Genomic DNA, 21,535 nt, shown 5'->3' with positions numbered 1-21,535 from the left:
GATGCCGACGCGCGGCATCCCCCACGCACGTCAGGACTTGACGATGTCGTAGGCGAAGAACTGCGAGTTCAGGCCGTTGACCGGGTACCCGCTGAGATCGCTGGAGGCGACCACGATCTGCGGGTACAGGTACAACCATACGCTCGCGGCATCCGCGGCGATCTTCTCGTTGACCTGCTTCAGCAGGGCCGTCTGCTCGTCGGTCGTTGCGGCCTGCTCGGCCTGGGCGACCCACTGCTGCACGTCGGCGTCGTTGTAGCCCCAGTAGAAGTCGGGGTTGCCGTACCAGACCACGTCGCGGTCGTTCACGTGCTCCTGCAGAGTGGCCTCGAAGTCCTGCTCCTTGAACACCTTCGTGTACCACTCGTCGGCGCTGATCGTGTTGATCTCGACCGTGATGCCCACCTCGGCGAGCTGCGACTGCAGGAACTCCGCCACGGCGGGGTGCGGGTCGTAGCTCGGGGTGTCGAGCGTGAACGTGAAGCCGTCGGCGTAGCCGGCCTGCGCGAGCAGATCCTTCGACAGCTCGACGTCGTAGGGGTTCACGGAGGTGAGGTCCTCGTACCAGGGGTCGGTCGGCGGCACCATCGACCCGATCAGCGTGCCGTAGTCGCCCCAGATCGACTCGAGGAGCTTCTTCGTGTCGATCGCGGAGTAGACCGCCTTGCGCACGAGCGTGTTATCGAAGGGGGCGACGCGGTCGTTGAAGGCGAGCAGCTCCTTCGTGGTCGAGGTGCCCTCGCTCACGACGTAGTCGTCGGAGTCGAACTGCGTGAGCGAGTCGGGGTTCTGCACACTGGTGATGACGTCGATCTCACCCGTGAGGAGTGCGTTGTTCTCCGCCGTCGCGTCGGTGAAGTACGTGTAGACGACCTCGCCGTTCTTGGCAGGCTCGCCCCAGTAGTCGTCCCAGCGCTGGAGGGTGAGGGTCGAGCCCTTCTTCCACTCGTCCAGCGTGTACGGGCCGGTGCCGTCTTCGGACGACGTGATGTCGCCGGCCTCGTCGTTCACGATCCAGACGTAGCTGAGGTTGTACAGGAACGAGATCGAGCGCTCCGACAGCGTGAACACGACCGTCTTGTCATCGGGGGTGGCGATGTCGGCGATGGTCGTGAAGCTCGACTTGCGGGCGGACACGGAGTCTTCGGCGGTGACGGCCTCGATGCTCGACTTCACGTCGGCGGAGGTGAGCGGGTCGCCCGAGTGGAAGGTCACGTCGTCGCGCAGCGTGATCGTGTAGGTCAGGCCGTCGTCGGACACCTGGGCGTCTTCGGCGAGGAGCGGTTCGACCTCGCCGTCGTCCGTGAGCCGGTACAGGCCCTCGTAGACGTTGCCGGTCAGCGCCTCGGTCACACCCTGGCCGCCGCCCTGCGTGTTGCTGAGGTTGGTGGGCTCGTACAGCGACCCGATGAGGATCGTGGCGTCTTCGCTCGCGGTGGCGTCGTTGCTCGTGCCCGACGCGCAGCCGGCCACGAGGGCGAGCGTGGCGACGGCGCCGAGCGCGCCGAGGATGCGGGTTCTTCTCATGAGTACTCCAGGGTGAGTGAGTGCGGCGTCACGCCGCGTAGATGTCGAAGCCGTCGCGGAACACGACGTTCTTCTCGCCTGCTCGGATAGGCAGGGGGAAGCGGTTGGATGCCGGCGGCAGCGGGCAGTTGTACTGGGCGCTGAATCCGCACGGCGGCACGAAGGCGCGGTTGAAGTCGAGGACGACGGAGCCCTCGTCGTCGCGCAGCTGCACGAACAGGAAGCGACCGGATCCGTAGGTCTCCGAGCCGTTCGTCTCGTCGCCGAACACGAGCAACAGCGTGCCGCCGTCGTCGAACGCGGCGAGGGTGTACTCCTGGCCGTCGAGCTCGAGGCGGATGTCGCCAGGGACGACCAGATCACGGGTGCCGCCGTTGTCGCGGATGTGCTCGAACGACACGCGTCGATCACCGGAGACCGGGGTGAAGTGTCCCTCGAGCACCCACGCCGGGTCGTAATCGTAGGTGTCGATGCGGTCGAAGGCGCGGATGGCGGGGGCGTCGGCATCCCAGACGCGCAGCCCGTGCTCCGCCTGACCCGTTTCGATGTTCGTGCGCTCGATCGGCGTCACGGTCACCGTGTCGGCCGCGGCGCGCTGTTCGGCCTCGACATCGGGGCGCTCACCGGTCCAGCGGGTCTCGATCAGGGCGAGGTTGCCGGTCGGCGACGTGACGGCGGCGCGGCGCTCGGCCTGCCAGTGGGTGTGTTCTTCGCGTTCAGACATCGCTTTCAATTCTCTTGCATGCAGAAGGGGGCGGGGTCGGGTTCGTCACCCGGGGTCACACAGGCGGTGCTCAGTCGCTCGCGCCGTCGAGCATCGCCCTCGACGCGCGCGTCTGCGCGCGCAGAGCTGCGGCCAGAGCGGAGACGGCGGGCAGGCGCAGCGACTCGGGACGAGCGACCAGGTAGTAGGGGAGCTTCTCGGCGAACACCGAGGGCAGCAGCCGCACGAGGTCGTGGTGGCGGTCTGCCGCGAAACAGGGGAGGAGGCCGATGCCGGCGCCTGCTCGCGTGGCCTCGACATGCACGAAGACGTTGGTGGAGGTCAGGCCGTCCTGCATGCGCGGCACGAGTCGGCGAGGCAGGTCGAGGGCATCGACCTGCAGCATCGAATCGACGAAGTACACCAGCTGGTGCTGCTCCAACTCGGCAGCGGTGCTCGGCGTTCCGACCCGATCGAGGTAGTCGCGGGACGCGTACATTCCCAGCGTGTAGGTGCCGAGCTTCACGGCGTGCGCACGACGCGTCTGCGGCACCCCCACCACGACCTCGAGATCGAGACCGGCGCGATGCTCGGCGGCGCGCCGGGTCGCCGCGACGATCTCGACCGTGAGTCGCGGATGGTCCCTGCGCAGCGCGGCGACCGCGGGGGCCGCGATGTAGGCGCTGAATCCGTCTGTCGCCGACATGCGGACGACGCCGGAGATCGGATCCGGCGGTTCGGTGCCGCCGTCGAGCTGCGACAGCGCCGCTTCGATCCGGCCTCCCGTCTCTGCGGCGGACCGGCCGAGGTCGGTCAACTCCCACCCCGTCGCCGACTGTGCGACCACGCGTCCGCCGAGCACGTCCTCGAGGGCGGCGATACGGCGGGCGACGGTCGTGTGATCGAGTCCCAGATGCGCGGCGGCACTCGTGTAGCGTCCGGTGCGCGCGACCGCGAGGAGCACGAGAAGGTCGTCGGCGCGAGGCCGCTTGACAGCATCCATTCTGCAATTATGCACAGTCGATGTGCAGCACTGGGCGTTGTTGCAGAGACCGCCGTGCTCGACACTGGGACGCGGGTGTCACCGGCGACACCCGAAGGAGACAGACATGACATCCTCAGTGAGCGCGGCCCCCACCGCCCCCTCCGCCCCGAACTCGAAGCTGAAGCGGGTCGTCGCGGCCTCCATGGCCGGCACGGTCGTGGAGTGGTACGAGTTCTTCCTCTACGCCACCGCGGCCAGCCTGGTGTTCGGCACCTACTTCTTCCCCGCAACCGGTTCTCCCCTCGACGGGATCATCGCGGCCTTCGTCACCTACGCGATCGGATTCATCGCGCGTCCGCTCGGCGGCATCGTCTTCGGGCAGATCGGCGACCGGTTCGGCCGCAAGCCCACCCTGCAGGCGACGATCATCATCGTCGGCGCAGCGACGTTCCTGATGGGGTGCCTCCCCGGGTTCCAGAGCATCGGCTACTGGGCGCCCGCCCTGCTGGTGGCGCTGCGCTTCCTCCAGGGCTTCGCCGTGGGCGGGGAGTGGGGCGGCGCCGTGCTGCTGGTCGCCGAGCAGAGCCCCGACCGCTCGCGTTCGTTCTGGTCGAGCTGGCCCCAGGCCGCCGTGCCCGTGGGGAACCTGCTCGCCACCCTCGTGCTGCTCGTGAGCTCATGGGTGATGAGCTCGGCCGCCTTCCTCGAATGGGGCTGGCGCATCGCCTTCTGGCTGTCGGCGGTGATCGTGCTGGTCGGCTTCTACATCCGCCGTCACGTCGAAGAGGCGCCGATCTTCCTCGAGGCCAAGGCGCAGGTCGAGGCGGAGAAGGCCACGTCGTACGGTGTCGTCGAGGTGCTGCGCCGCTATCCGAAGGGCATCCTGCAGGCGATGGGCATCCGCTTCGCCGAGAACATCGTCTACTACATCGTCGTCAGCTTCACGATCGTCTACCTGAAGACGGTGCATGAATACGACACGAGTCAGTTGCTGCTCGCGTTGCTCATCGCGCACGTCGTGCACTTCGCGATCATCCCGCAGCTGGGGCGTCTCGCCGACCGGTGGGGGCGCAAGCCCGTCTACCTCACCGGCGCGATCCTCAGCGCGACCTGGGCGTTCTTCGCCTTCCCGATGTTCGACACCCTCAACCCGGTCCTCATCGTGCTGGCCGTGACCATCGGGCTCTGCTTCCACGCCTTCATGTACGCCCCGCAGCCGGCGGTGATGGCGGAACTGTTCCCCACGCGGATGCGGTACTCGGGCGTCTCCCTCGGCTCCCAGGTCACCGCGATCCTCGCCGGCTCGCTCGCCCCGATCCTCGCGATCCAGTGGTTGCGCGACTTCGGATCCTGGTTGCCGATCGCGATCTACATCGTCATCGCCTGCGTCGTGACCGCCATCGCCGTGGTGTCGTTGCGCGAGACGAAGGGCATCTCGCTGCAGGCCATCGATGACGCCGATGCCGCCCGTGCGGCCGCGGCCTGATATGCGAAGGAGTACGACATGACCGATCTGCACGGACGCAGGGCGCTCGTCACGGGTGGGGCGAGCGGCATCGGGGCGGCCTGCGCCCGTGAGCTCGCTTCGGCGGGCGCCCGGGTCACGGTCGCCGATGTCGACCGTGCGGCCGCCGAGGCGCTCGCGGCGCAGATCGGCGGAGAGGCGTGGCACGTTGACCTCTCCGACCTCGGGGCGCTGGCCGATGCCCGCATCGACGTCGACATCCTCGTCAACAATGCGGGAGTGCAGCACGTGAGCCCGATCGAGGACTTCGCGCCGGAGCGGTTCTCCTTCATCCTGCGGCTCATGCTCGAGGCGCCGTTCCTGCTCATCCGGGCCGCCCTCCCCGGAATGTACGACCGGGGCTTCGGACGGGTGATCAACGTGTCGAGCGTGCACGGCTTGCGCGCCTCCGCCTACAAAGCGGCGTACGTCGCAGCGAAGCACGGCTTGGAGGGGCTGTCGAAGGTGACGGCGCTGGAGGGCGGGCCCCGAGGTGTGACGAGCAACTGCATCGACCCGGGTTACGTGCGCACGCCCCTCGTCGAGAAGCAGATCGCCGATCAGGCCCGCGTGCACGGGATCCCCGAGGAAGAGGTCCTCGCGACCGTGATGCTCACCGAGTCCGCCATCAAGAGGCTCGTCGAGCCGAGCGAGGTCGCCTCGCTCGCGCTGTGGCTCGCGGGTGACTCTGCGGGGATGGTCACCGGGGCGAGCTACACGATCGACGGCGGCTGGTCGGCCCGCTGAGGACCTGCTTCAGCCGTTGAGGCGCTCGGTGAGATGCACGGTCACCTCGTCGCCGTCGCCCTTTCCGATGCGCGTGCGGATGGGGGCGGCGACCGGGAGCTTGTGGGTGCCGTCGCCGAGCGCCATGAAGGCGCCGCGGAAGGGCTCGCCGTCGATGGTGCCCGCGACCTTGACGAGTCCTCGTGTGCCGAAGATGGTCGCGGAGTCATCCAGCTGCACGCAGGTCCAGGTGTCGCCTTCGCGAACCTTTCCGAGGGTGGCCGTGAATGTGATGTCGAGGGGGCTGCTCATGTGCCTCTCCTTTCGGTCAGACGAACGATCCGACGATCGCTCCGATGATGACGAGCTTGAGGATCCAGTCGAGCAGGTGCACGCCCGCTGCCGACAGCGCGGTGTTCTCGTGCACGACGCCGCCCATGAGCAGGACGAGAGGGAGTGTGCACAGCGCCAGTCCGAGGAGCGACCCGGAACCGGCGCCGTGCCAGCCGGCTGCGATCATCAGCCCGGCCACGAGGCAGGAGACGATGAGGCTGCGCAGGGCCACCGATGCCATCTGTGCGGCGACGGGGAGGCCGGGTCGGGGAGTGCTCGTCCGAGAGATGAGCGCCGAGACCGGGGGCACGGCGTAGAGCAGAGCGCTCGCGATGAACGATGCCACCGTGGCGAGGGCGATTGCCGGAACGATCATGTCGGCCTCCTTTAGTACTTGTTGGTACTCAAAGTATGCCCGACAGGGGAAACTGTCAAGTACTAAACTGAACGACATGACCGCGATGACTCGAACGCCTGGACGTCCGGCCGGTCGCACGGGCGAAGCGCTGCTCGATACCGCCCGTGATGTCTTCCTCGAGTTCGGATACGCGGGGGCATCGATGGACGAGGTCGCCAAGCGCGCCCGCATCTCGAAGGCGTCCCTCTATCGGGAGCATGCGTCGAAGTCGGCGCTGTATGCCGCCGTCGTCCGGCATTGGGCGCTCGCCGGCCGTGATGCCATGAGACCGGCTCTCGAAGCGGTGAGGGCGCATCCCGACCTGAGGGAGGGGCTCGTCGCACTCGGCGAGACGATGCGAGCCGGGATGCTGAGCGCGCCGGTGGTGGCGATGCGTCGACTGGTCATCGCCGAAGCGGCCGCGCATCCGGAGGTCGCGAGGGACTACCTGGCGCAGAGCTGGGACGCGAACATCCGCAATCTCGCAGACGCGATGATCGATCTCTCCGACGCGCACGGCCTGACCGTCGACGACGCCGACGCACTCGCGAGCGAGTTCACTTGGCTGGTCGTGGGCGCACCTTTGAACGCCGGCCTCTTGGGTGTGGAGACAGGTGAGCCACCGGTGGCCAGAGCCGTCGATCTGTTCTTGGCGGGCTACCTCCCTCGCGAGGACCGCGGGTAAGCGCATTCGCCCGAATGGATGCAACGGGTTGCAACCTCGCCCGGTATACCATTTGGCCATACGCCCAGCAGCGTCAGTCCCCAGCTGACCGTGGGCGGGGCGGCTCAGCCGTCATGCGGAGGGAGAGTGGATCTCTTTTCGATCCCGAGGGGGGATGGGGTGGGAGCTCGGTCCCCAGCCGGCACCCACCCCCACACTCGGCCCTCCGCCTCTCTCAGCCCGTCGGCGCAGCCCCGCTCGTTCCGTCGGCTCTGTTCCGTCGGCTCTGTTACGTCGGCCTCGATTCCGTCGGCTCCGTGGAATGGGTTCAGTACAGTCGGCTGACGATCCAGAAGCCGATGACCGCGATCACGATGACGACCGGCACCCAGGTGCCGCCGCGCTTGAGGCGTCGGCCCTGCGGCGCGACGCCGGGAGGCGGGGTGAGCAGCCCGGCCGGGGGAGCGAACGGCAATGAGGGAGTCGGCGCCGGAGCCGAGGCGAGCGATCCGGTCTCGGCCACGAGCCGCTCATCGCGCCACCGCGTCCATTGATCGAACTTCGTCAGCAGGGCTCCGACGGTGCCGAAGAGCCAGGCCCAGGTGGCGGGATCGAGGGTCGAGACCTTCCGTTGCGTGTAGAGGAACAGCCAGTCGTCGACGATCTCCACGTCGAGCTCGGCGGCGTTGTCGATGAACCTCGCCATGATGTCCGGCGTGAAGAGATAGAGGGCATCGCGTTCGTACCCCTCAGGGCAGTAGAGCGTGAAGTGCCGATCGAAGTCGCCCTCGAGGGACAGGCGCTGGCTTCGCTGGAACGATGCCGGCAGGTTCGAGCCGAAGCCGTTGTTGCCCGTGGCGTCGAGCACGATGTTCGGCAGCGGCACGTCGAGCTTCACGGCCACGTATCCCCACCGGTAGGTCGTGGAGTTCTTTCCCGACTGCACCGTGTACTGGTAGTTGCCGAACTCGACGAAGCGCGGGCGGGTGCCGCGGATCAGATCGGTGGACTGCCGTGCGCGGCCGAGATGGAAGATCATGCCGGGCAGGGGTGGGTCGGCGACCTTCGGTTCGTAGGTCATTCCGTTCGCCTGGGCGAAGCTGTGCAGTCGATATCGCCGGGCCTGCGCGTTGCGCACGCCCGACCAGATCATCACTCCCACCGCGGCGAGGAGGAGCACGATCAGCACGAGGGGGATCGCCGCGGCGGCGGGCGAGTCGCCGAAGGACGCCAGACTCAGGGTGACGCCGACGAGGAGCGGGAGCATCACGACCGCGAAGATCGCTGCCGCGACGATGCCGATGACCGTGGACGCCGTCACGCCGCCCGTCGGTCGCGAACGGAGTTCCGCGGCGAAGGCGCGCACCGCAGCGGGATCCACCGCATCGGTGAGCGGGCGCGCGTCGAAGGGCGGCTGCGGGGAGGTCACCGGTTCACCGCATCGGCGTCCCACGTGAGGGCGGCCCCCTCGGGAAGAGGGAGCGCCTCCAGCTGCTCGTCCGCGCAGAGCGCCTCGATCAGGGCAGACGAGCCGGCCACGATCGTCGAGTCGTAGTCGACCTCGCTCACCATCACCCAGGCACGATCCTCGGGCCAGAGGATGCTCGGGCTCTGGCCCGATGGCGGGAATCCGTGCTCCTCGGCGGGGAGATCGCGCCACGGCACGTGCAGCACCCACTCCGGGTCGGCGAATGCGCGCGGCGGAGCGGAGAACAGCACGTGGTCGCGCCCCGGCAGATCGAGCCGAGGCCCCTCCGAGATCTCCCGCGAGAGGATGCCCTCTTGCCAGGTGGGCCGACGGAAGACGTTGTTGAACGGGTCGTGCGCGCTGCGCTCGAGCATCGCCTGATGGTTCGGATCGTCGGTGAAGGTCAGGAAGGAGCGGGAAGGCGTGACACCGAAGAAGCCCAGCAGCCCCCCTCGCCCCTCCCAGAGTGCGGCGAAACCGGAATCCGGAGTCCGCGTGTGGTCCACGAGGTGAGCGGCGATGGTCGCCAGAAGGGTCGGATCGAGCTCACCCTCCATCGGGGCGGTGAACTCGCGACCGTCCGGGGCGATCCGCGTGCGCCAGTCGCCGTCGGGCGGGGTGCGCACGATCCGCTGCCATTGCGCGAGCGGATGCAGGACCGTGCCGAACGCCGCGGCGGTCTGCGCCCAGGAGACGGGCTCGTCGACGAACTCCGCCATGAGCGCGCGCTGCTCGGGCTCTGGCATGCGCACCAGCTCGTCAGCCGTCGGGATCGTCCGGCCGGGCAGCGACCGGGCGATCGCCGGATGGAAGATGCGCGCGTACGCAGGGAAACCACGGGGCACCACCCCGTGCATGGTCTCGTAGTCTGCGTCGAGCCGCTCGCGCAGCCACGCTCCCGCCGAGGGATCGGACATCCACTCCATGCCCCCACGCTACCCGGCACATCGCGGCGCGCAGGTCGGCGGACACCGGGCGTGCAGAGAGCGGCTCTAGGCTGACGGCGTGGAGACCGGGAGAAGGACCGTCGCGCCGCGATCCTCCGTCGCGCTGCGGCCCGCTCCCGCGTGGGAGCTCTCCCGCATTCTGATCGGCATCGCGGTCGTCGGGATCCTCGTATACGCCTATGCCCTGCGCATCGCCGTCGGAGACGTGAATCCGTTCGACTACTTCGGGTACTTCACGAATCTGACCGGTCTGATCGCGGCAGGCGTCCTGATCGGCACCGGATTCCTCGGTGTGAGCGGCCGACGGGCTCCGTCCTGGCTCACCCTGCTGCGCGGCCTCGTGACCGCGTACCTGATCGTCGTCGGCGTGATCTACAACGTGCTCGTCCCGGGCACCGGCTCGGCGCCGCCCTGGGTGAGCGTCGTCCTGCACGTCGTCTTCCCCGTGGTCGTCGTGCTCGACTGGCTGCTGGTCGGCGATCGCCCGCGCCTGCCGTGGCGCCTGCTGTGGTTGCTGTTGCCGTACCCCGTGATGTGGCTGATCGTCGTGCTCCTGCGTGGCGTGACGGACGGGTGGGTTCCGTACGGTTTCCTGCTCCCGGAGCGGGGCCCGCTGTCGCTGCTGCTCCACATCGTCGTCCTGCTCGCCGCCGTTCTGCTCGCCGGAGTCCTGGTCTGGTCCGCCAGCCGATTCCGCGGCGTGTGGAGCGCCGGTCGTCGCATCGACCGCACCTGATCCGACCCGGTGCTGTGCTGTCCCGGGCCGGGCACTACGGTAGGAACCGCGTCACGCGAGCCGATGGTGGTTGGGGGAGAGTCCGAATGCTGAATCAGGCCGAAGCGGTGTCCGGCGAGAGGGTCTTCCGCAGGCACCCGCTCCGCTCGGCCGTCGGGGCGATCATGCTCTCGGTGGTGCTCTCTGCGGCGACGCTCTTCCTTCTCCCGAGGTTCCTGCCCGCCACCATGAAGATCTCGACCCGCGGCGTCGTGGTGCTCGTGGTCGCGATCGCGCTGACCATCGCCGTGTTCACCGGCTTCTTCTGGTTCCGCAACATCCGGATCGTGGTGCGTCCCCATGAGGTCGAGATCGGCAAGGCGGGCAGTCGTGAGACGTTCGCACGGGCGACGACCGCCTTCCGCGCGAAGATCACCGAGCACCGCACGAACGGACTGCCCAGCGGCACCACGCGTGCGTTGATCGTTCACAGCGGCGACCGGGAGATCACGATCGAGCTCCCCGGCTATTCGAGGCCGATGTTCAACGAGCTGATGGCGACGCTCAATCCGATCGCGCAGCCGGTGTTCGACGATCCCGTCGCCGCCGCGCGCGCCGGGGCCCAGCTGCCGACGCAGTTCGCGATCGACGGCGGGGGCGAGCGGCGCCTGGCGACGCGGATCACCATCGCCGCTGTCGTGTTCCTCGTCGTCGCGATCGCTGTCGGGCTGCTCGTGGCAGTGCCCGGTTTCGTCGAGAGCGAGCTCTCGGCCCTCATCCTGCTCGCCCCGTTCGCGGCACTCGCCGCCATCGGGTTCGGGATCGGGGCGGTGCAGCGACGACGCCTGGTGCGGTCGATTCCCGCCCACGTCTCCGTCGACGGTCAGGGCATCCGCATCGACGGCGTCGACACCCCCTACTCGCAACTCACCCGCATCTGGCTGACTCCGCCCGCGTACCCGGTCAAGCGCCTCCGCCTCGAGCGCGCCGGCGGCAAGGCCACGACGCACCTGCTCGCTTCCTCGCGCGTGGGCATCACGCCGGACTACGGCGATCTCCTCCTGGCGGTACGTGCCAGGACGGCGCATCTGCCCGGCCTGCTCTCCCTGGATCTCGAGTGACGGCGCCGGAGCAGGGGTCGGTGCCGGTGCCGGTGCCGGTGCCGGTGCCGGTGCCGGCGAGGTTCGCCCCCGAGTACCCGATCCGCACGGAGCGGCTGCTCCTGCGCCCGATCGCCACCGCCGATGCCGTCGCGATGCACGTGTACAAGTCGGATCCGGATGCCGTGCGATACGTGCCGTATCCACCGCTGGAGCTGGCCGACGTCGAACGGCGCATCGCCACCACCTGGTCGAACACGCGGTTCACGAAGGAGGGCGACGCTGTCTCCCTCGCCGTCGAGGAGCGTGCGTCCGGAGCCCTGGTCGGCGACGTGGTGCTGTTCTGGCGCAGCGAGAACGACCGATCCGGCGAGGTCGGATACATCTTCGACCCGCGGGCTGGTGGTCGGGGCTATGCGACCGAGGCGGTCGACGCGCTCCTCGCCCTCGGTTTCGACGGCCTGGGTCTGCACCGCATCGTCGCGCGGCTCGATGAGCGCAACGCGTCATCCGCGCGGGTCGCCGAGAGGCTCGGCTTCCGACGCGAGGCGCGGTTCGTGGAGAGCGAGTGGTTCAAGGACGAGTGGACGACCCTGCTCGTCTACGCCCTCCTCGGCGACGAATGGCGCGGACGCCACGGGCGGAGATAGCGGTCGGAGATAGTGGGCGGAGATGACCGGGGCGGCGTGCGATCACTGATCGCACGCCGCCCCGAAGCCCTCCCGCTACTGCTTGAGCATCGCGACGGCGAGCTTGTGCGAGTCGTCGATCAGATGGGAGTGGTCGTCGTCTCCGAGATCGATGCGCACCCACTCGAGCGTGCCGGTGAAGCCGTTGCCTGCTGCCGGGTAGTCGGGCGAGACCGGCGAGGCCAGGTCGCAGCCGACATCCACGGTCTCGTCGAAAGTGAACTGGAACGGGATCGTCTTGTGCACGCGCCCTTCGCCGATCTTGTCGTCGCCCGCGTAGAGGGTGACGGTGCCGCCCTTGGCGAGTCCGCCGCCGTCATAGGCGAAGTGCGCCCGCAGCTCCTGCTCGCCGGCAGGGATCGGATCGTCGGAGCGGATGATGTCGACATCGATGCCGAGCAGGTTGTAGGCGAACGCGAGGCGGCCGTCCTTCGTGTAGAAAGACCATCCGCCGTAGGCGCCGCCCTGCGCGATGAGCACGCCGTCGACTCCGGATTCGGGCACCGCGACGCGGGCGGTCACGGTCCACGACTTGTTCTTGATGTTGATGGTGGTGTTCTCGCTGAGGCGCTTCATGCCCGGGTAGAACTTCTGGGTGTCGCTCATCGAGAGCACCGGCCGGCCGGCGAGGTCGGGGTTGAACCGCTCGGCAGTGCGGATGTCGAGGGGAAGCACGTTGAAGCGCGCTGCCTGGATGAGGAAGAGCTGCTGCAGGTGGGCGAGCCGCTCCGGTTCCTGGTCGGCGAGGTCGTGGGACTGGGTCCAGTCCTCGTCGACGTTGTAGAGCTCCCATCGGTCGTCATCGAGTCCGTGGTCCGATCCGAGCCACGGATCCTTGTGCTTCGCGACCGCCGTCCACCCCTTGTGATAGATCGCGCGGTTGCCGACCATCTCGAAGTACTGCGTGATGTGGCGCTCCTCGGCCTCCGCGTCCGCGAATGTGTAGTTCATCGGCGTCCCCTCGTAGGGGCGCTGCGTCACACCGTTCACGCTCGTCGGTTCGGGGATGCCCGCGGCTTCGAGCACCGTCGGGGCGACATCGATCACGTGCGAGAACTGGTTGCGGATGCCGCCCTTCTCCACGCCTCCGTTCGGCCAGCTGACGATCGTGCCGTTGCGGGTGCCGCCCCAGTGGCTGGCGACCTGCTTGGTCCACTGATACGGGGTGTCCATGGCGTGGGCCCAGCCCACCGCGTAGTGGTTGTACGAGCTCGGGGTGCCGATGTCGTCGATGTGGTCGGCCACATACTGCTCGGTCTCGACATCGTTCATGTGGTTGATCGTGAAGCCCTCGTTGGTCGTGCCGTGCATCGACCCCTCGGCGCTCGCGCCGTTGTCGCCGATGATCACGTAGACGAGGGTGTCGTCGAGGATGCCGAGCTCTTCATAGGCGTCGAGCAGGCGACCGACGTGATGGTCGGCGTAGGCGAGGAAGCCGGCGTACACCTCCATCTGTCGGGCCAGGGCGGGCTTGATCAGGTCGCTCATCTCGTCCCATGCGGGGATGCCGGGGCTGCGGTCGGTGAGCACGGCGTCGGCCGGGATGACACCGAGCTCGAGCTGGCGGGCGAAGGTCTCCTTGCGGATCTCGTCCCATCCCTGATCGAACTGCCCCTTGTACTTGTCGGCCCACTCGGCGGGCACATGGTGCGGGGCGTGCGTCGCGCCCGGGGCGAAGTAGGTGAACGACGGCACATCGGGGGCCAGCATCTTCTGCTCGCGTGTCCAGCCGATCGCCTTGTCGGTCATGTCGCCCATGAAGTGATAGCCCTGCTCGGGTGTGCCCCACGGCTCGACGGGCGTGGTGTTCTCGTAGATCGCCGGATACCACTGGTTGGTCTCGCCGCCGATGAAGCCGTAGAAGTACTCGAAGCCGTTGCCCGGGGTGGGCCAGCCGTCGAACGGTCCGATCGCGCTCGCCTGCCACACCGGCACCTCGTGGCACTTGCCGAACTGGGCGGTGTTGTAGCCGTTGAGCTTGAGGGTCTCGGCCAGCGGCGCGCAGCTGTTGGGGCGCAGGGAGTTGTAGCCGGGGGCCGATGTCGCGATCTCGGTGATGCCGCCCATGCCGACGGTGTGGTGATTGCGTCCGCTGAGCAGAGCGGCACGGGTCGGCGAGCACAGGGCCGTGGTGTGGAAGCGGGTGTACTTGAGCCCTGCGGCGGCCACACGCTCGAAGTTCGGGGTGTGGATCGGACCGCCGAAGGCACTGGACGCGCCGAAGCCGACGTCGTCGATGAGCACCACGAGGACGTTCGGGGCATCTTTCGGCGGGCGCACGGGCGTGATCGGCGGGAAGGACGTGTCCGGGTCGGTCGCGTCGTAGGTGACCGTGCCCGTGTAGGCCAGATCAGGGATCGGAAGACTGGAACGCTGGGGTTCGGACATACTGACTCCTACGGCTCTCGGCGAGCAGAGCAGCCCGCTTCGCGCTCAGCCTAAGCAGGCGGGTCCAGGGTGTCACCACCCGCGACGGGTGACTTTGCGGGTGAGTTTCGGCGGGCATAATCAAGGGTGTGACTGCGACTGCAACCCTTCCCTCCCTCGACGGCCGCCGATTCCGGATGGTGTCGTCCACGACCTCTGCGGTCGACCCGGAATCTCCGAGCATCTTCGAGTACTTCGAACGTGACGGCGCCATCTGGGGCGGGTACGAGGGCGACACGGTCACCTTCGGCAAGTTCGTCGGCACCCGCACGGGTGACACGATCTGGGTGTCGTTCGTGCACGTGCTCAAGGCCGACGGCACGGTCGTCACCGGCGATGGTGAGAGCGAGCTGGAGCTGACCGACGACGGCGGCATCCGTCTCGTGGAGCACTACGAGATGCACGGACTCCCGCAGCTCAGCGTGTGCGAGGAGATCTCCGCCTGAGGCCTGCGCCTGAGTGACGGCGCCTCAGCGCGGCGGGAGGGCGTCGCGACCGGGAGAGGCGGGCGTCCACCGCGTCATCCCGAGCGGGATCTCGGTGTCGCGCTTCGGCAGGTCCGCCGGCAGCAGGTAGGGGCGGCGGATCACCTCGTCGAGCACGACGACGCTCACGACCGTGCGCACCTCGGGCAGCTGGGCGATCACGCCGGTGGAGAACTCGTGCACGCCGCTGACGTCGACGGCGCGGATGAGCAGCATGGCGTCGTGCTCGCCGGTGGTGATGGCGCACCACTCGACGTCGGGCATCTCCAGCACGCGTTCGCGGAACGACGCCCAGGCCTGCGGCATCACCGTGACGAACACGAGCGCGCCGATGGAGAGCCCCGCCTTCGCCTGATCGACGCGGGCGCTGAAGCCCGTGATGACCCCGTCGTGCACGAGCGACTCGACCCGCGTGTACGCATTCGCGCGGGAGATCCCGACCTTGTCGGCGAGTGCCGCGATCGAGACACGACCGTTATCACGCAGGACTTCGAGGATTCTGTACGCCGTCTCGTCCAAAGGGGCAGCACTTCGTCCAGAATGCTTCGGATCTTCCGCATTCTTGCTGGACATATTGTTCCTCACATCCGAGGTTCTGGACAGAGCGTGTCGAGGTGACCCGCTCTTGCTGGACACATCGTCGCATATGATGCGAATCTGATCCACGGTCGTCCACATCGGTGGCGACTCACCCGAATGTACTCCTCGCCTCTGGAGGCCCTCATGTCGTCACGCCGTATCACGCCGGTCATCGCGCTCGGAGCCGTCGCGCTCCTCGCGCTCGCAGGTTGCTCGGGAGGGAACTCGGCGACGGGCGGCGGACAGTCCGGCTCCGACTCCCTCGTCATCGACACCGCGTTCTCGATCGAGACCACCGACCCGGGTCACACCTACGACCCGACCGGCAACATGATCGCGAAGGCCCTGTACGAGACCCTCGTCGACTTCGAGGGCTCCGACGTCTCGACCCCGGTGCCGGGCCTGGCATCCTGGGAGCAGAACGACGAGGCGACCGAGTTCACCTTCACGCTCGAGGGCGACCGCGTCTTCTCCGACGGATCGCCGATCGAGGCGAAGGACGTCGTGTTCTCGCTGCAGCGCATCCAGGGCATGGAAGACGCCAAGCCGAACTTCCTCCTCGGCGGCCTCACGATCACCGAGGTCGACGACAAGACGATCCAGTTCACGTCCGAGACCCCGCTGCTGCAGCTGCCCGCGATCCTCGCGAACCCGGCACTCGGCATCGTCAACTCCGACGTCGTGATCGAGAACGGCGGTGCGATCGACGGCACCGACTCGGCACAGAAGTTCCTCGACGGCGCATCCGCCGGCTCCGGTCCCTTCGTGCTCGACACCCTCGACCTCAGCTCGCAGGTCGTGCTGACCAAGAACGACGAGTACAACGGTGACGAGGCCTCCGACTACACGCGCGTGGTCGTCCGCAACGTCTCGGAGAGCGCCACCCAGCTCGCCAACCTCAAGGGCGGCGACTCGATGGTCGCGATGGACCTGAACGGCGACCAGGTCGCCGGCCTCGGCGACGACATCACGGTCGACTCCGTTCCGTCCGGCCAGACGATCTTCCTGCTGCTGAACCAGTCCTCGGCCGTCGCCGGTGACCTGGCGAACGTGAAGATCGCCGAGGCGATCCGCTACGCGCTCGACTACGACGCGCTGCTGGAGCTGGCCGGCGCCGGCTCCGTGCAGGCGACCGGCGTCATCCCTCCCGGATTCGAGGGTGCTCTCGATAGCGGGGTGGAGCAGGACCTCGACAAGGCGAAGGCCGCGCTCGCAGAGGCCGGCTACACGGGCCAGACCCTGAAGCTGCAGTTCCCGAACGACTACCCGGTCGGCGGCGTGGAGTTCACCCCGCTCGCCGAGCGCGTGCAGGCACAGCTCGAAGACGCCGGCATCACGGTCGACCTCGCCCCCGCGCCCTTCGCGACCGAGCTCGACGCCTACGTCAACGGCACCGAGGGCTTCGGTCTGTGGTTCTGGGGTCCGGACTACGCGGACTCCGCGAACTTCCTGCCTTTCGCCCCGGGCCTGAAGGTCGGCCTCCGCGCCGGCTGGGCCGCCGAGGCCAACCCGGAGATCGCCGGTATCGCGGCCGGTGCTGCCGCCGCGACCGACCCCGACCAGCGCACCGCCGCCTTCACCGACTTCGCCGAGGCGATGCAGGCCGAGGGTCCGTTCGTCCCGCTGATCGTGCCCGGTCGCAACATCTCCTCCGCGGACAGCGTGAAGGGTGCGGTGTACAACTCCGTCTGGGAGATGGACATCGCCGAGATCACGCCGGCCGGCTGAACGGACATCCCATGACGACAGTGGCGGTGCAGAGGCAGGCGCAACGGCGCCGGTCGCCTCTGATCGGATACCTGCTGCGGCGGGCCGGCACCTCCCTGCTCCTGTTGGTGGGCGTGACGATCGTCACGTTCGCGCTCACCAACCTGGTGCCGGGAGACCCGGTCTCGGCCGCGCTCGGTGAGGGTGCGTCGCAGAACCCCGCGACGCGTGATGCGTTCATCAAGGAGCATGGTCTCGACCAGCCGCTGTTCGTGCAGTACTTCATCTATATGGGGAACCTGCTGCGCGGGGACCTCGGCACGTCGCTGGTGACCGGACGCCCGGTCACCAGCGACCTCGCCACCGCGGTGCCGGCGACCATCGAGATCGCGATCGGGGCGATCATCGTCAGCCTGGCGGTCAGCATCGTGCTCGGCACGCTCGCCGCCTACCGCCGTGGACTCGTCACCGACCAGGTCATCCGGGTCGTGACGCTGGTGGGCCTCAGCGTGCCGACCTTCTGGCTGGCGCTCGTGAGCTTCTACGTCTTCTTCCTCGAGCTGCGCATCGCACCGGGCTCCGGTCGCATCTCGCCGTCGATCACCCCGCCGCCGCGCGTGACCGGGCTCTACACGGTCGACTATCTCCTGAACGGAGACGCCGTCGGCTTCTTCGACGCCCTCGCGCACCTGGCTCTTCCCGTCATGGTGCTCTCGCTCGTGACCATCGGCCTGCTGACCCGCTTCATCCGCACCTCGGTGCTCGAGGTGCTCGGCAGCGACTATGTGCGCGCCGCACGCGCCAAGGGCCTCCCGGCCATGCGCGTGATCCTCGACTACGTGCTGCGTGGCGCCTCGTTGCCGATCCTCACGGTGGTGGGCGTGGCGTTCGGGGCACTGCTGTCGGGCACGGTGCTCGTCGAGTCGGTGTTCGCCTGGCCGGGCCTCGGCACCTACGCCTACAACTCGGCCGCCAACCTCGACCTGCCCGGCATCATGGGCGTCGGCCTCGTGGTCGGCATCATCTACCTCCTCATCAACTTCATCGTCGACATCCTCTACGGCGTGCTCGACCCGAGAGTGAGGATCGCATGAGCCGCATCGCCGCCGCGTCCCCCGCCGGGCGCTTCCGATTCCGCTGGCCCCGTGCCTGGCGCACGCCGCTGGGCATCATCGGCACCGTCATCGCCGGAGCGTGGATCATCGTGGCCTTCACGGCGCAGTGGTGGGTCCCGTATCCGCCGAACGCGCAGGTGCTGCCGCGTCTGCAGCCGCCGGGCATCGACACGTTCCTGGGCACCGACGGCAACGGACGCGACATCTTCTCGCGTCTGATGACCGGAGCCACCGTGAGTCTCCCGCTGGCACTCATGCTCGTGATCGCCGCCATGATCATCGGCACGCTCATCGGTGCGCTCGCCGGATACTTCGGCGGCTGGGTCGACGAGACGCTGATGCGCATCACCGACCTGTTCATGGCCTTCCCGACCGTGATCCTCGCCATGGTGGTCGCCGCCTCGCTCGGACCGTCGCTGTTCAACGCGGTGATCGCCGCCATCGTGGTGTCGTGGCCGCAGTACTCCCGCGTCACGCGCAGCATCGTGTTGGGGCTCCGTGGTCAGAACTACGTGATCGCGGGCCGCCTGCTCGGGCACTCGCCGGCACGCACGCTGTTCGTCGACATCCTCCCGAACATCGCCGGCCCCGTCCTGGTGCTCGCGACGCTCGACATCGGTGCGGCGATCCTGCTCCTCTCCGGCCTCTCCTTCCTCGGTCTCGGCGCGCAGCCGCCGACCGCGGAGTGGGGTTCGATGATCTCGGGCGCGATGCAGAACTTCGACGCCTGGTGGCTCGGGGTCTTCCCCGGGCTCGCGATCCTGACCGTGGTGCTGGCGTTCAACTTCCTCGGAGACGCGATGCGCGACGTGCTCGACCCCACGGCCGAGATCACGCACGAGAAGGCAGCCGATCACAAGGCTTCCGCGACGGGGGTGGCCGCATGAGCGCGCAGAGCGCTGCCGTGCAGCAGACATCGACGCTCAGCATCCGCGACCTGACGATCGACATCGGACGCCCGCTCGTGAAGGGTGTCTCGCTCGAACTCGAGGCCGGTCGCATCCACGGCCTCGCCGGGGAATCGGGCTCGGGCAAGACGCTCACCTCGCTCGCCGTGCTGGGGCTGCTCCCGCGGCAGGCGCGGACCGGCGGGTCGATCCTGCTCGGCGGCGAAGAGCTGGTGGGACTGCGCCGTCTCGCCCTCAACCGGGTGCGCGGCAAGCGGATCGCCATGGTCTTCCAGGATCCGTCGGCCTCTCTGCACCCGCAGCTGCCGGTCGGACGCCAGCTCACCGACCACATGCGCGTGCACCTCGGACTCAAGGGCGCCGCCGCACGGGCGCGGGCGGTCGAGCTGCTCGAGACCGTGCAGGTGCCGAACCCCGCCGAGGCACTGAAGCGCTATCCGCACCAGTTCTCCGGCGGCCAGCGTCAGCGCATCGCGATCGCATGCGCCCTGGCCTGCGACCCCGAGGTGCTGCTGGCGGACGAGCCCACCACGGCTCTCGACGTCACGGTGCAGGCCGGCATCCTGAAGCTGCTGCGCGACCTGGCGGTCGAACGCAACCTGGCCGTGCTGCTCGTGACGCACGACCTGGGCGTGATGAGCGCGATCGCCGACCGGGTCGCCGTCATGAAGGACGGCCGGATCGTGGAGCTCGCCGATCGCGAGACGCTGTTCCGCGATCCCCAGCACGAGTACACGCGCATGCTGCTCGCGGCCCTGCCGGGGTCGCGCATCGACGAGGCACCGGAAGGGCAGGCCGCAGATGAGTGAGGTCTCCGTCCTCGATGCGCAGGACGTGGTCGTGCGCTACCCGGGCAATCCGCCGGTGATCGCCGTGAACGGCGTGTCGATCAGCGTCGCCGCCGGGGAGACCGTGGCCCTGGTGGGCGAGTCCGGCAGCGGCAAGTCCAGTCTCGCCCGTGCCGTCGTCGGCATCGAGAAGACCGCCGCAGGGACCGTGCTGTTCCGCGATGCTCCGGTGTCGCCGCTCGGCATCCGCCGTCGCTCGATCGCCCTCACCGGCATCCAGATGGTGTTCCAGGATCCGGCGACCTCGCTGAATCCGCGGCGCCGGGTCGGCGACCAGATCGCCGACGGCATCGCCACCGCCCGCGCCCGTGGCGCCGAAGGATCGACCGTGGACGAGTGGCTGGAGCGCGTCGGTCTGCCGACCACCGTGAGCAGCCGCTTCCCGCATCAGTTCTCGGGCGGGCAGAAGCAGCGCATCGCGATCGCCAGGGCCTTGGCCGCTCGCCCCTCGCTCCTGGTGGCGGATGAGCCGATCTCAGCGCTCGATGCGTCCACGCAGACGAGCGTCGCCGGCCTGATGCGCGACCTGGTGGCGGAGTCGGGAGCGGGCATGCTGTTCATCTCGCACGACCTCGCCGTGGTCCGCCGCATCGCCGACCGCACGTTCGTGATGTTCGGCGGACGCGTGCTCGAGTCGGGTCCGACCGATCAGCTCTGGGCCGCACCGCGGCATCCCTATACGCAGGCGCTGCTCGCGGCGATCCCCGAGCCCGACGGCGCGGGTCGCATCCCCGCCGCCCCGTCGGTCGACGACCGCACGGTGTGGGCGGAGATCCCGCCCGTCATGTACTGAGAACTCTCCGCGCTCACCCGTGCTCCGCTCGCGCGTGTGCTCCGAGCGCCCGCCGGCCGTGAGAGGACCGTGCGGGCCGAGGCTGCAGCCCCGGCCCGCACGGGTCACCGGCGTCAGAGCGGTGCGACGATGTCCTGCTTCACGTCCCACTCGGTGACTTCCTGAACGCTCTCGATCTTCTGGCCCTCGACCTCAGTGGACGCGTTGGCCGCGAGCACCACATAGTCGCTCGTGACCTCGAAGAGCATCGTGACGGTCGATCCCTGCGACTCGGTCGTGCCGCTGAGCAGGTACACGTCCTGGCCCAGGCGCGAGCCCGTGCCGGTGACCGCGTATTCGCCGGAGAGCGTGTCGGCCACGCCCATCGGGTCGGAGGCGTCGACGGCCTTCGCGGCGGTGCTGAGCGTGCTGATCTCCTGGTCGGTCGAGTTCTCGTCGGCGACCTGCCACTCGCCGGTGGTGGATTTCACCCAGGCGTCGTCGCCGATCACGATGACCGAGCCGAAGCTGGTGCTGGTCTCGACGGCCTTGTCGGCCGGGTTGTAGCGGGTGGTCGACTCCATGCCCAGAGTCGTCATCGTCGCCGAGAATCCGGCGGTGTCGGTCATCGCCGCCGTCACGCACTCCGCCAGCGTGGAGCCGTCGACGGTCGCGCCCTCCTTCAGCTCGGGGCAGTCCGTCTTCGGCGCTTCCGCCTCCTGCGATGCCCCGGAGTCGGGCTTCTTCTCGGCTGTCGTGTCCGATCCGCCCCCTGCACATCCCGTGAGCAGCACGGCGGCGGCGAGAATGACGCCGACCCCCCATTTGTTGACGCGCATCGCGTCCCCCCTCAGGTCGAGATGCCCGATGACCGTCATCGGGCACTCGTCCCAGCATGCCAAACGTCGCAGAGGTTCTCGCGAGCCGCAGTCGTGG

22 protein-coding genes are annotated in these 21,535 nt (G+C 68.4%); 12 read left to right on the top strand and 10 right to left on the bottom strand.

Annotation, left to right across the window (positions count from 1 at the left end; genetic code table 11):
• Positions 1-30 precede the first annotated feature (30 nt).
• The 3 genes from GZ64_RS0118035 to GZ64_RS0118025 form a co-directional block, all read right to left on the bottom strand.
• Positions 31-1,527, bottom strand: coding sequence for an ABC transporter substrate-binding protein (locus GZ64_RS0118035; protein ID WP_029260794.1), 1,497 nt, complete (start codon positions 1,525-1,527; stop codon positions 31-33).
• 28 nt (positions 1,528-1,555) lie between these two features.
• A complete protein-coding gene (locus GZ64_RS0118030; protein WP_051668233.1) occupies positions 1,556-2,251 on the bottom strand; it encodes a DUF1684 domain-containing protein in 696 nt (231 codons plus the stop codon).
• Between the two features lie 70 nt (positions 2,252-2,321).
• Positions 2,322-3,233: a LysR family transcriptional regulator gene (locus tag GZ64_RS0118025; protein ID WP_029260792.1), complete on the bottom strand. Its 912-nt coding sequence runs from the start codon at positions 3,231-3,233 to the stop codon at positions 2,322-2,324.
• A gap of 106 nt (positions 3,234-3,339) precedes the next feature.
• On the opposite strand from GZ64_RS0118025, the gene GZ64_RS0118015 reads away from it, so the two are divergent.
• Positions 3,340-4,701 (top strand): MFS transporter, encoded by a 1,362-nt coding sequence (locus tag GZ64_RS0118015; protein WP_036271975.1) that lies wholly within the window; start codon positions 3,340-3,342, stop codon positions 4,699-4,701.
• An 18-nt stretch (positions 4,702-4,719) separates the two neighbouring features.
• Positions 4,720-5,466, top strand: a complete 747-nt coding sequence (locus GZ64_RS0118010) for a 3-hydroxybutyrate dehydrogenase (protein WP_029268091.1) — start codon at positions 4,720-4,722, stop codon at positions 5,464-5,466.
• A 9-nt stretch (positions 5,467-5,475) separates the two neighbouring features.
• Here the strand turns inward: GZ64_RS0118010 and GZ64_RS0118005 are convergent, their stop codons facing one another.
• Entirely contained in the window at positions 5,476-5,757 is a 282-nt protein-coding gene (locus GZ64_RS0118005) for a DUF1905 domain-containing protein (RefSeq protein WP_021201433.1), read from the bottom strand.
• Between the two features lie 16 nt (positions 5,758-5,773).
• A complete protein-coding gene (locus GZ64_RS0118000; RefSeq protein ID WP_029268089.1) occupies positions 5,774-6,154 on the bottom strand; it encodes a DUF1761 domain-containing protein in 381 nt (126 codons plus the stop codon).
• A 76-nt stretch (positions 6,155-6,230) separates the two neighbouring features.
• Here GZ64_RS0118000 and GZ64_RS0117995 point away from each other — a divergent pair, with 76 nt between their 5' ends.
• Positions 6,231-6,860, top strand: a complete 630-nt coding sequence (locus tag GZ64_RS0117995) for a TetR/AcrR family transcriptional regulator (RefSeq protein WP_021201435.1) — start codon at positions 6,231-6,233, stop codon at positions 6,858-6,860.
• A gap of 307 nt (positions 6,861-7,167) precedes the next feature.
• On the opposite strand, the gene GZ64_RS0117990 is transcribed toward GZ64_RS0117995, so the two are convergent.
• Complete coding sequence (locus GZ64_RS0117990) at positions 7,168-8,268, bottom strand: hypothetical protein (protein ID WP_029268087.1); 1,101 nt, start codon at positions 8,266-8,268, stop codon at positions 7,168-7,170.
• Entirely contained in the window at positions 8,265-9,233 is a 969-nt protein-coding gene (locus tag GZ64_RS0117985; RefSeq protein WP_029268085.1) for a hypothetical protein, read from the bottom strand. Before GZ64_RS0117985 ends, GZ64_RS0117990 begins: the two co-directional genes overlap by 4 nt.
• Positions 9,234-9,312: 79 nt before the next feature.
• On the opposite strand from GZ64_RS0117985, the gene GZ64_RS0117980 reads away from it, so the two are divergent.
• The 3 genes from GZ64_RS0117980 to GZ64_RS0117970 all read left to right on the top strand — a co-directional run bounded on the left by GZ64_RS0117980 (position 9,313) and on the right by GZ64_RS0117970 (position 11,719).
• Complete coding sequence (locus tag GZ64_RS0117980) at positions 9,313-9,990, top strand: Pr6Pr family membrane protein (protein WP_036331811.1); 678 nt, start codon at positions 9,313-9,315, stop codon at positions 9,988-9,990.
• An 86-nt stretch (positions 9,991-10,076) separates the two neighbouring features.
• Entirely contained in the window at positions 10,077-11,090 is a 1,014-nt protein-coding gene (locus GZ64_RS0117975; protein ID WP_021201439.1) for a hypothetical protein, read from the top strand.
• The gene (locus GZ64_RS0117970; protein WP_231479930.1) at positions 11,087-11,719 is read left to right on the top strand and encodes a GNAT family N-acetyltransferase; all 633 of its coding nucleotides are present in this window, start codon (positions 11,087-11,089) and stop codon (positions 11,717-11,719) included. The genes GZ64_RS0117975 and GZ64_RS0117970 overlap by 4 nt, the downstream gene beginning before the upstream one ends.
• Before the next feature lie 75 nt (positions 11,720-11,794).
• Here GZ64_RS0117970 and GZ64_RS0117965 read toward each other — a convergent pair whose 3' ends face one another.
• A complete protein-coding gene (locus GZ64_RS0117965; RefSeq protein WP_021201441.1) occupies positions 11,795-14,146 on the bottom strand; it encodes an arylsulfatase in 2,352 nt (783 codons plus the stop codon).
• Between the two features lie 128 nt (positions 14,147-14,274).
• On the opposite strand from GZ64_RS0117965, the gene GZ64_RS0117960 reads away from it, so the two are divergent.
• On the top strand, positions 14,275-14,631 hold the full coding sequence (locus GZ64_RS0117960) for a hypothetical protein (RefSeq protein ID WP_231479929.1): 357 nt from the start codon (positions 14,275-14,277) through the stop codon (positions 14,629-14,631).
• A 24-nt stretch (positions 14,632-14,655) separates the two neighbouring features.
• Here GZ64_RS0117960 and GZ64_RS0117955 read toward each other — a convergent pair whose 3' ends face one another.
• Positions 14,656-15,189 carry an Lrp/AsnC family transcriptional regulator gene (locus tag GZ64_RS0117955; protein WP_021201443.1) on the bottom strand — a complete coding sequence of 178 codons (534 nt, stop codon included), beginning with the start codon at positions 15,187-15,189 and terminating at the stop codon, positions 14,656-14,658.
• Between the two features lie 204 nt (positions 15,190-15,393).
• On the opposite strand from GZ64_RS0117955, the gene GZ64_RS0117950 reads away from it, so the two are divergent.
• Genes GZ64_RS0117950 through GZ64_RS0117930 form a run of 5 tightly spaced genes read left to right on the top strand, consistent with a single transcriptional unit; the run spans position 15,394 to position 20,620 of the window.
• Complete coding sequence (locus GZ64_RS0117950) at positions 15,394-16,977, top strand: ABC transporter substrate-binding protein (protein WP_021201444.1); 1,584 nt, start codon at positions 15,394-15,396, stop codon at positions 16,975-16,977.
• A gap of 11 nt (positions 16,978-16,988) precedes the next feature.
• Positions 16,989-18,050: an ABC transporter permease gene (locus tag GZ64_RS0117945; RefSeq protein WP_029260780.1), complete on the top strand. Its 1,062-nt coding sequence runs from the start codon at positions 16,989-16,991 to the stop codon at positions 18,048-18,050.
• Positions 18,047-18,958, top strand: a complete 912-nt coding sequence (locus tag GZ64_RS0117940) for an ABC transporter permease (protein WP_021201446.1) — start codon at positions 18,047-18,049, stop codon at positions 18,956-18,958. Before GZ64_RS0117945 ends, GZ64_RS0117940 begins: the two co-directional genes overlap by 4 nt.
• A complete protein-coding gene (locus GZ64_RS0117935; RefSeq protein ID WP_029268079.1) occupies positions 18,955-19,788 on the top strand; it encodes an ABC transporter ATP-binding protein in 834 nt (277 codons plus the stop codon). Before GZ64_RS0117940 ends, GZ64_RS0117935 begins: the two co-directional genes overlap by 4 nt.
• A complete protein-coding gene (locus GZ64_RS0117930) occupies positions 19,781-20,620 on the top strand; it encodes an ABC transporter ATP-binding protein (protein WP_029268077.1) in 840 nt (279 codons plus the stop codon). The genes GZ64_RS0117935 and GZ64_RS0117930 overlap by 8 nt, the downstream gene beginning before the upstream one ends.
• A gap of 113 nt (positions 20,621-20,733) precedes the next feature.
• On the opposite strand, the gene GZ64_RS0117925 is transcribed toward GZ64_RS0117930, so the two are convergent.
• Positions 20,734-21,477 carry a hypothetical protein gene (locus GZ64_RS0117925; RefSeq protein ID WP_029268075.1) on the bottom strand — a complete coding sequence of 248 codons (744 nt, stop codon included), beginning with the start codon at positions 21,475-21,477 and terminating at the stop codon, positions 20,734-20,736.
• Between the last annotated feature and the right edge of the window lie 58 nt (positions 21,478-21,535).

Origin of the sequence: Microbacterium sp. Cr-K32, assembly GCF_000708345.1 — a bacterium.
GTDB lineage: Bacteria > Actinomycetota > Actinomycetes > Actinomycetales > Microbacteriaceae > Microbacterium > Microbacterium maritypicum_A.
The sequence above is the reverse complement of the archived record's forward strand: the minus strand, read 5'-3'. Positions and strand labels throughout refer to the sequence as shown.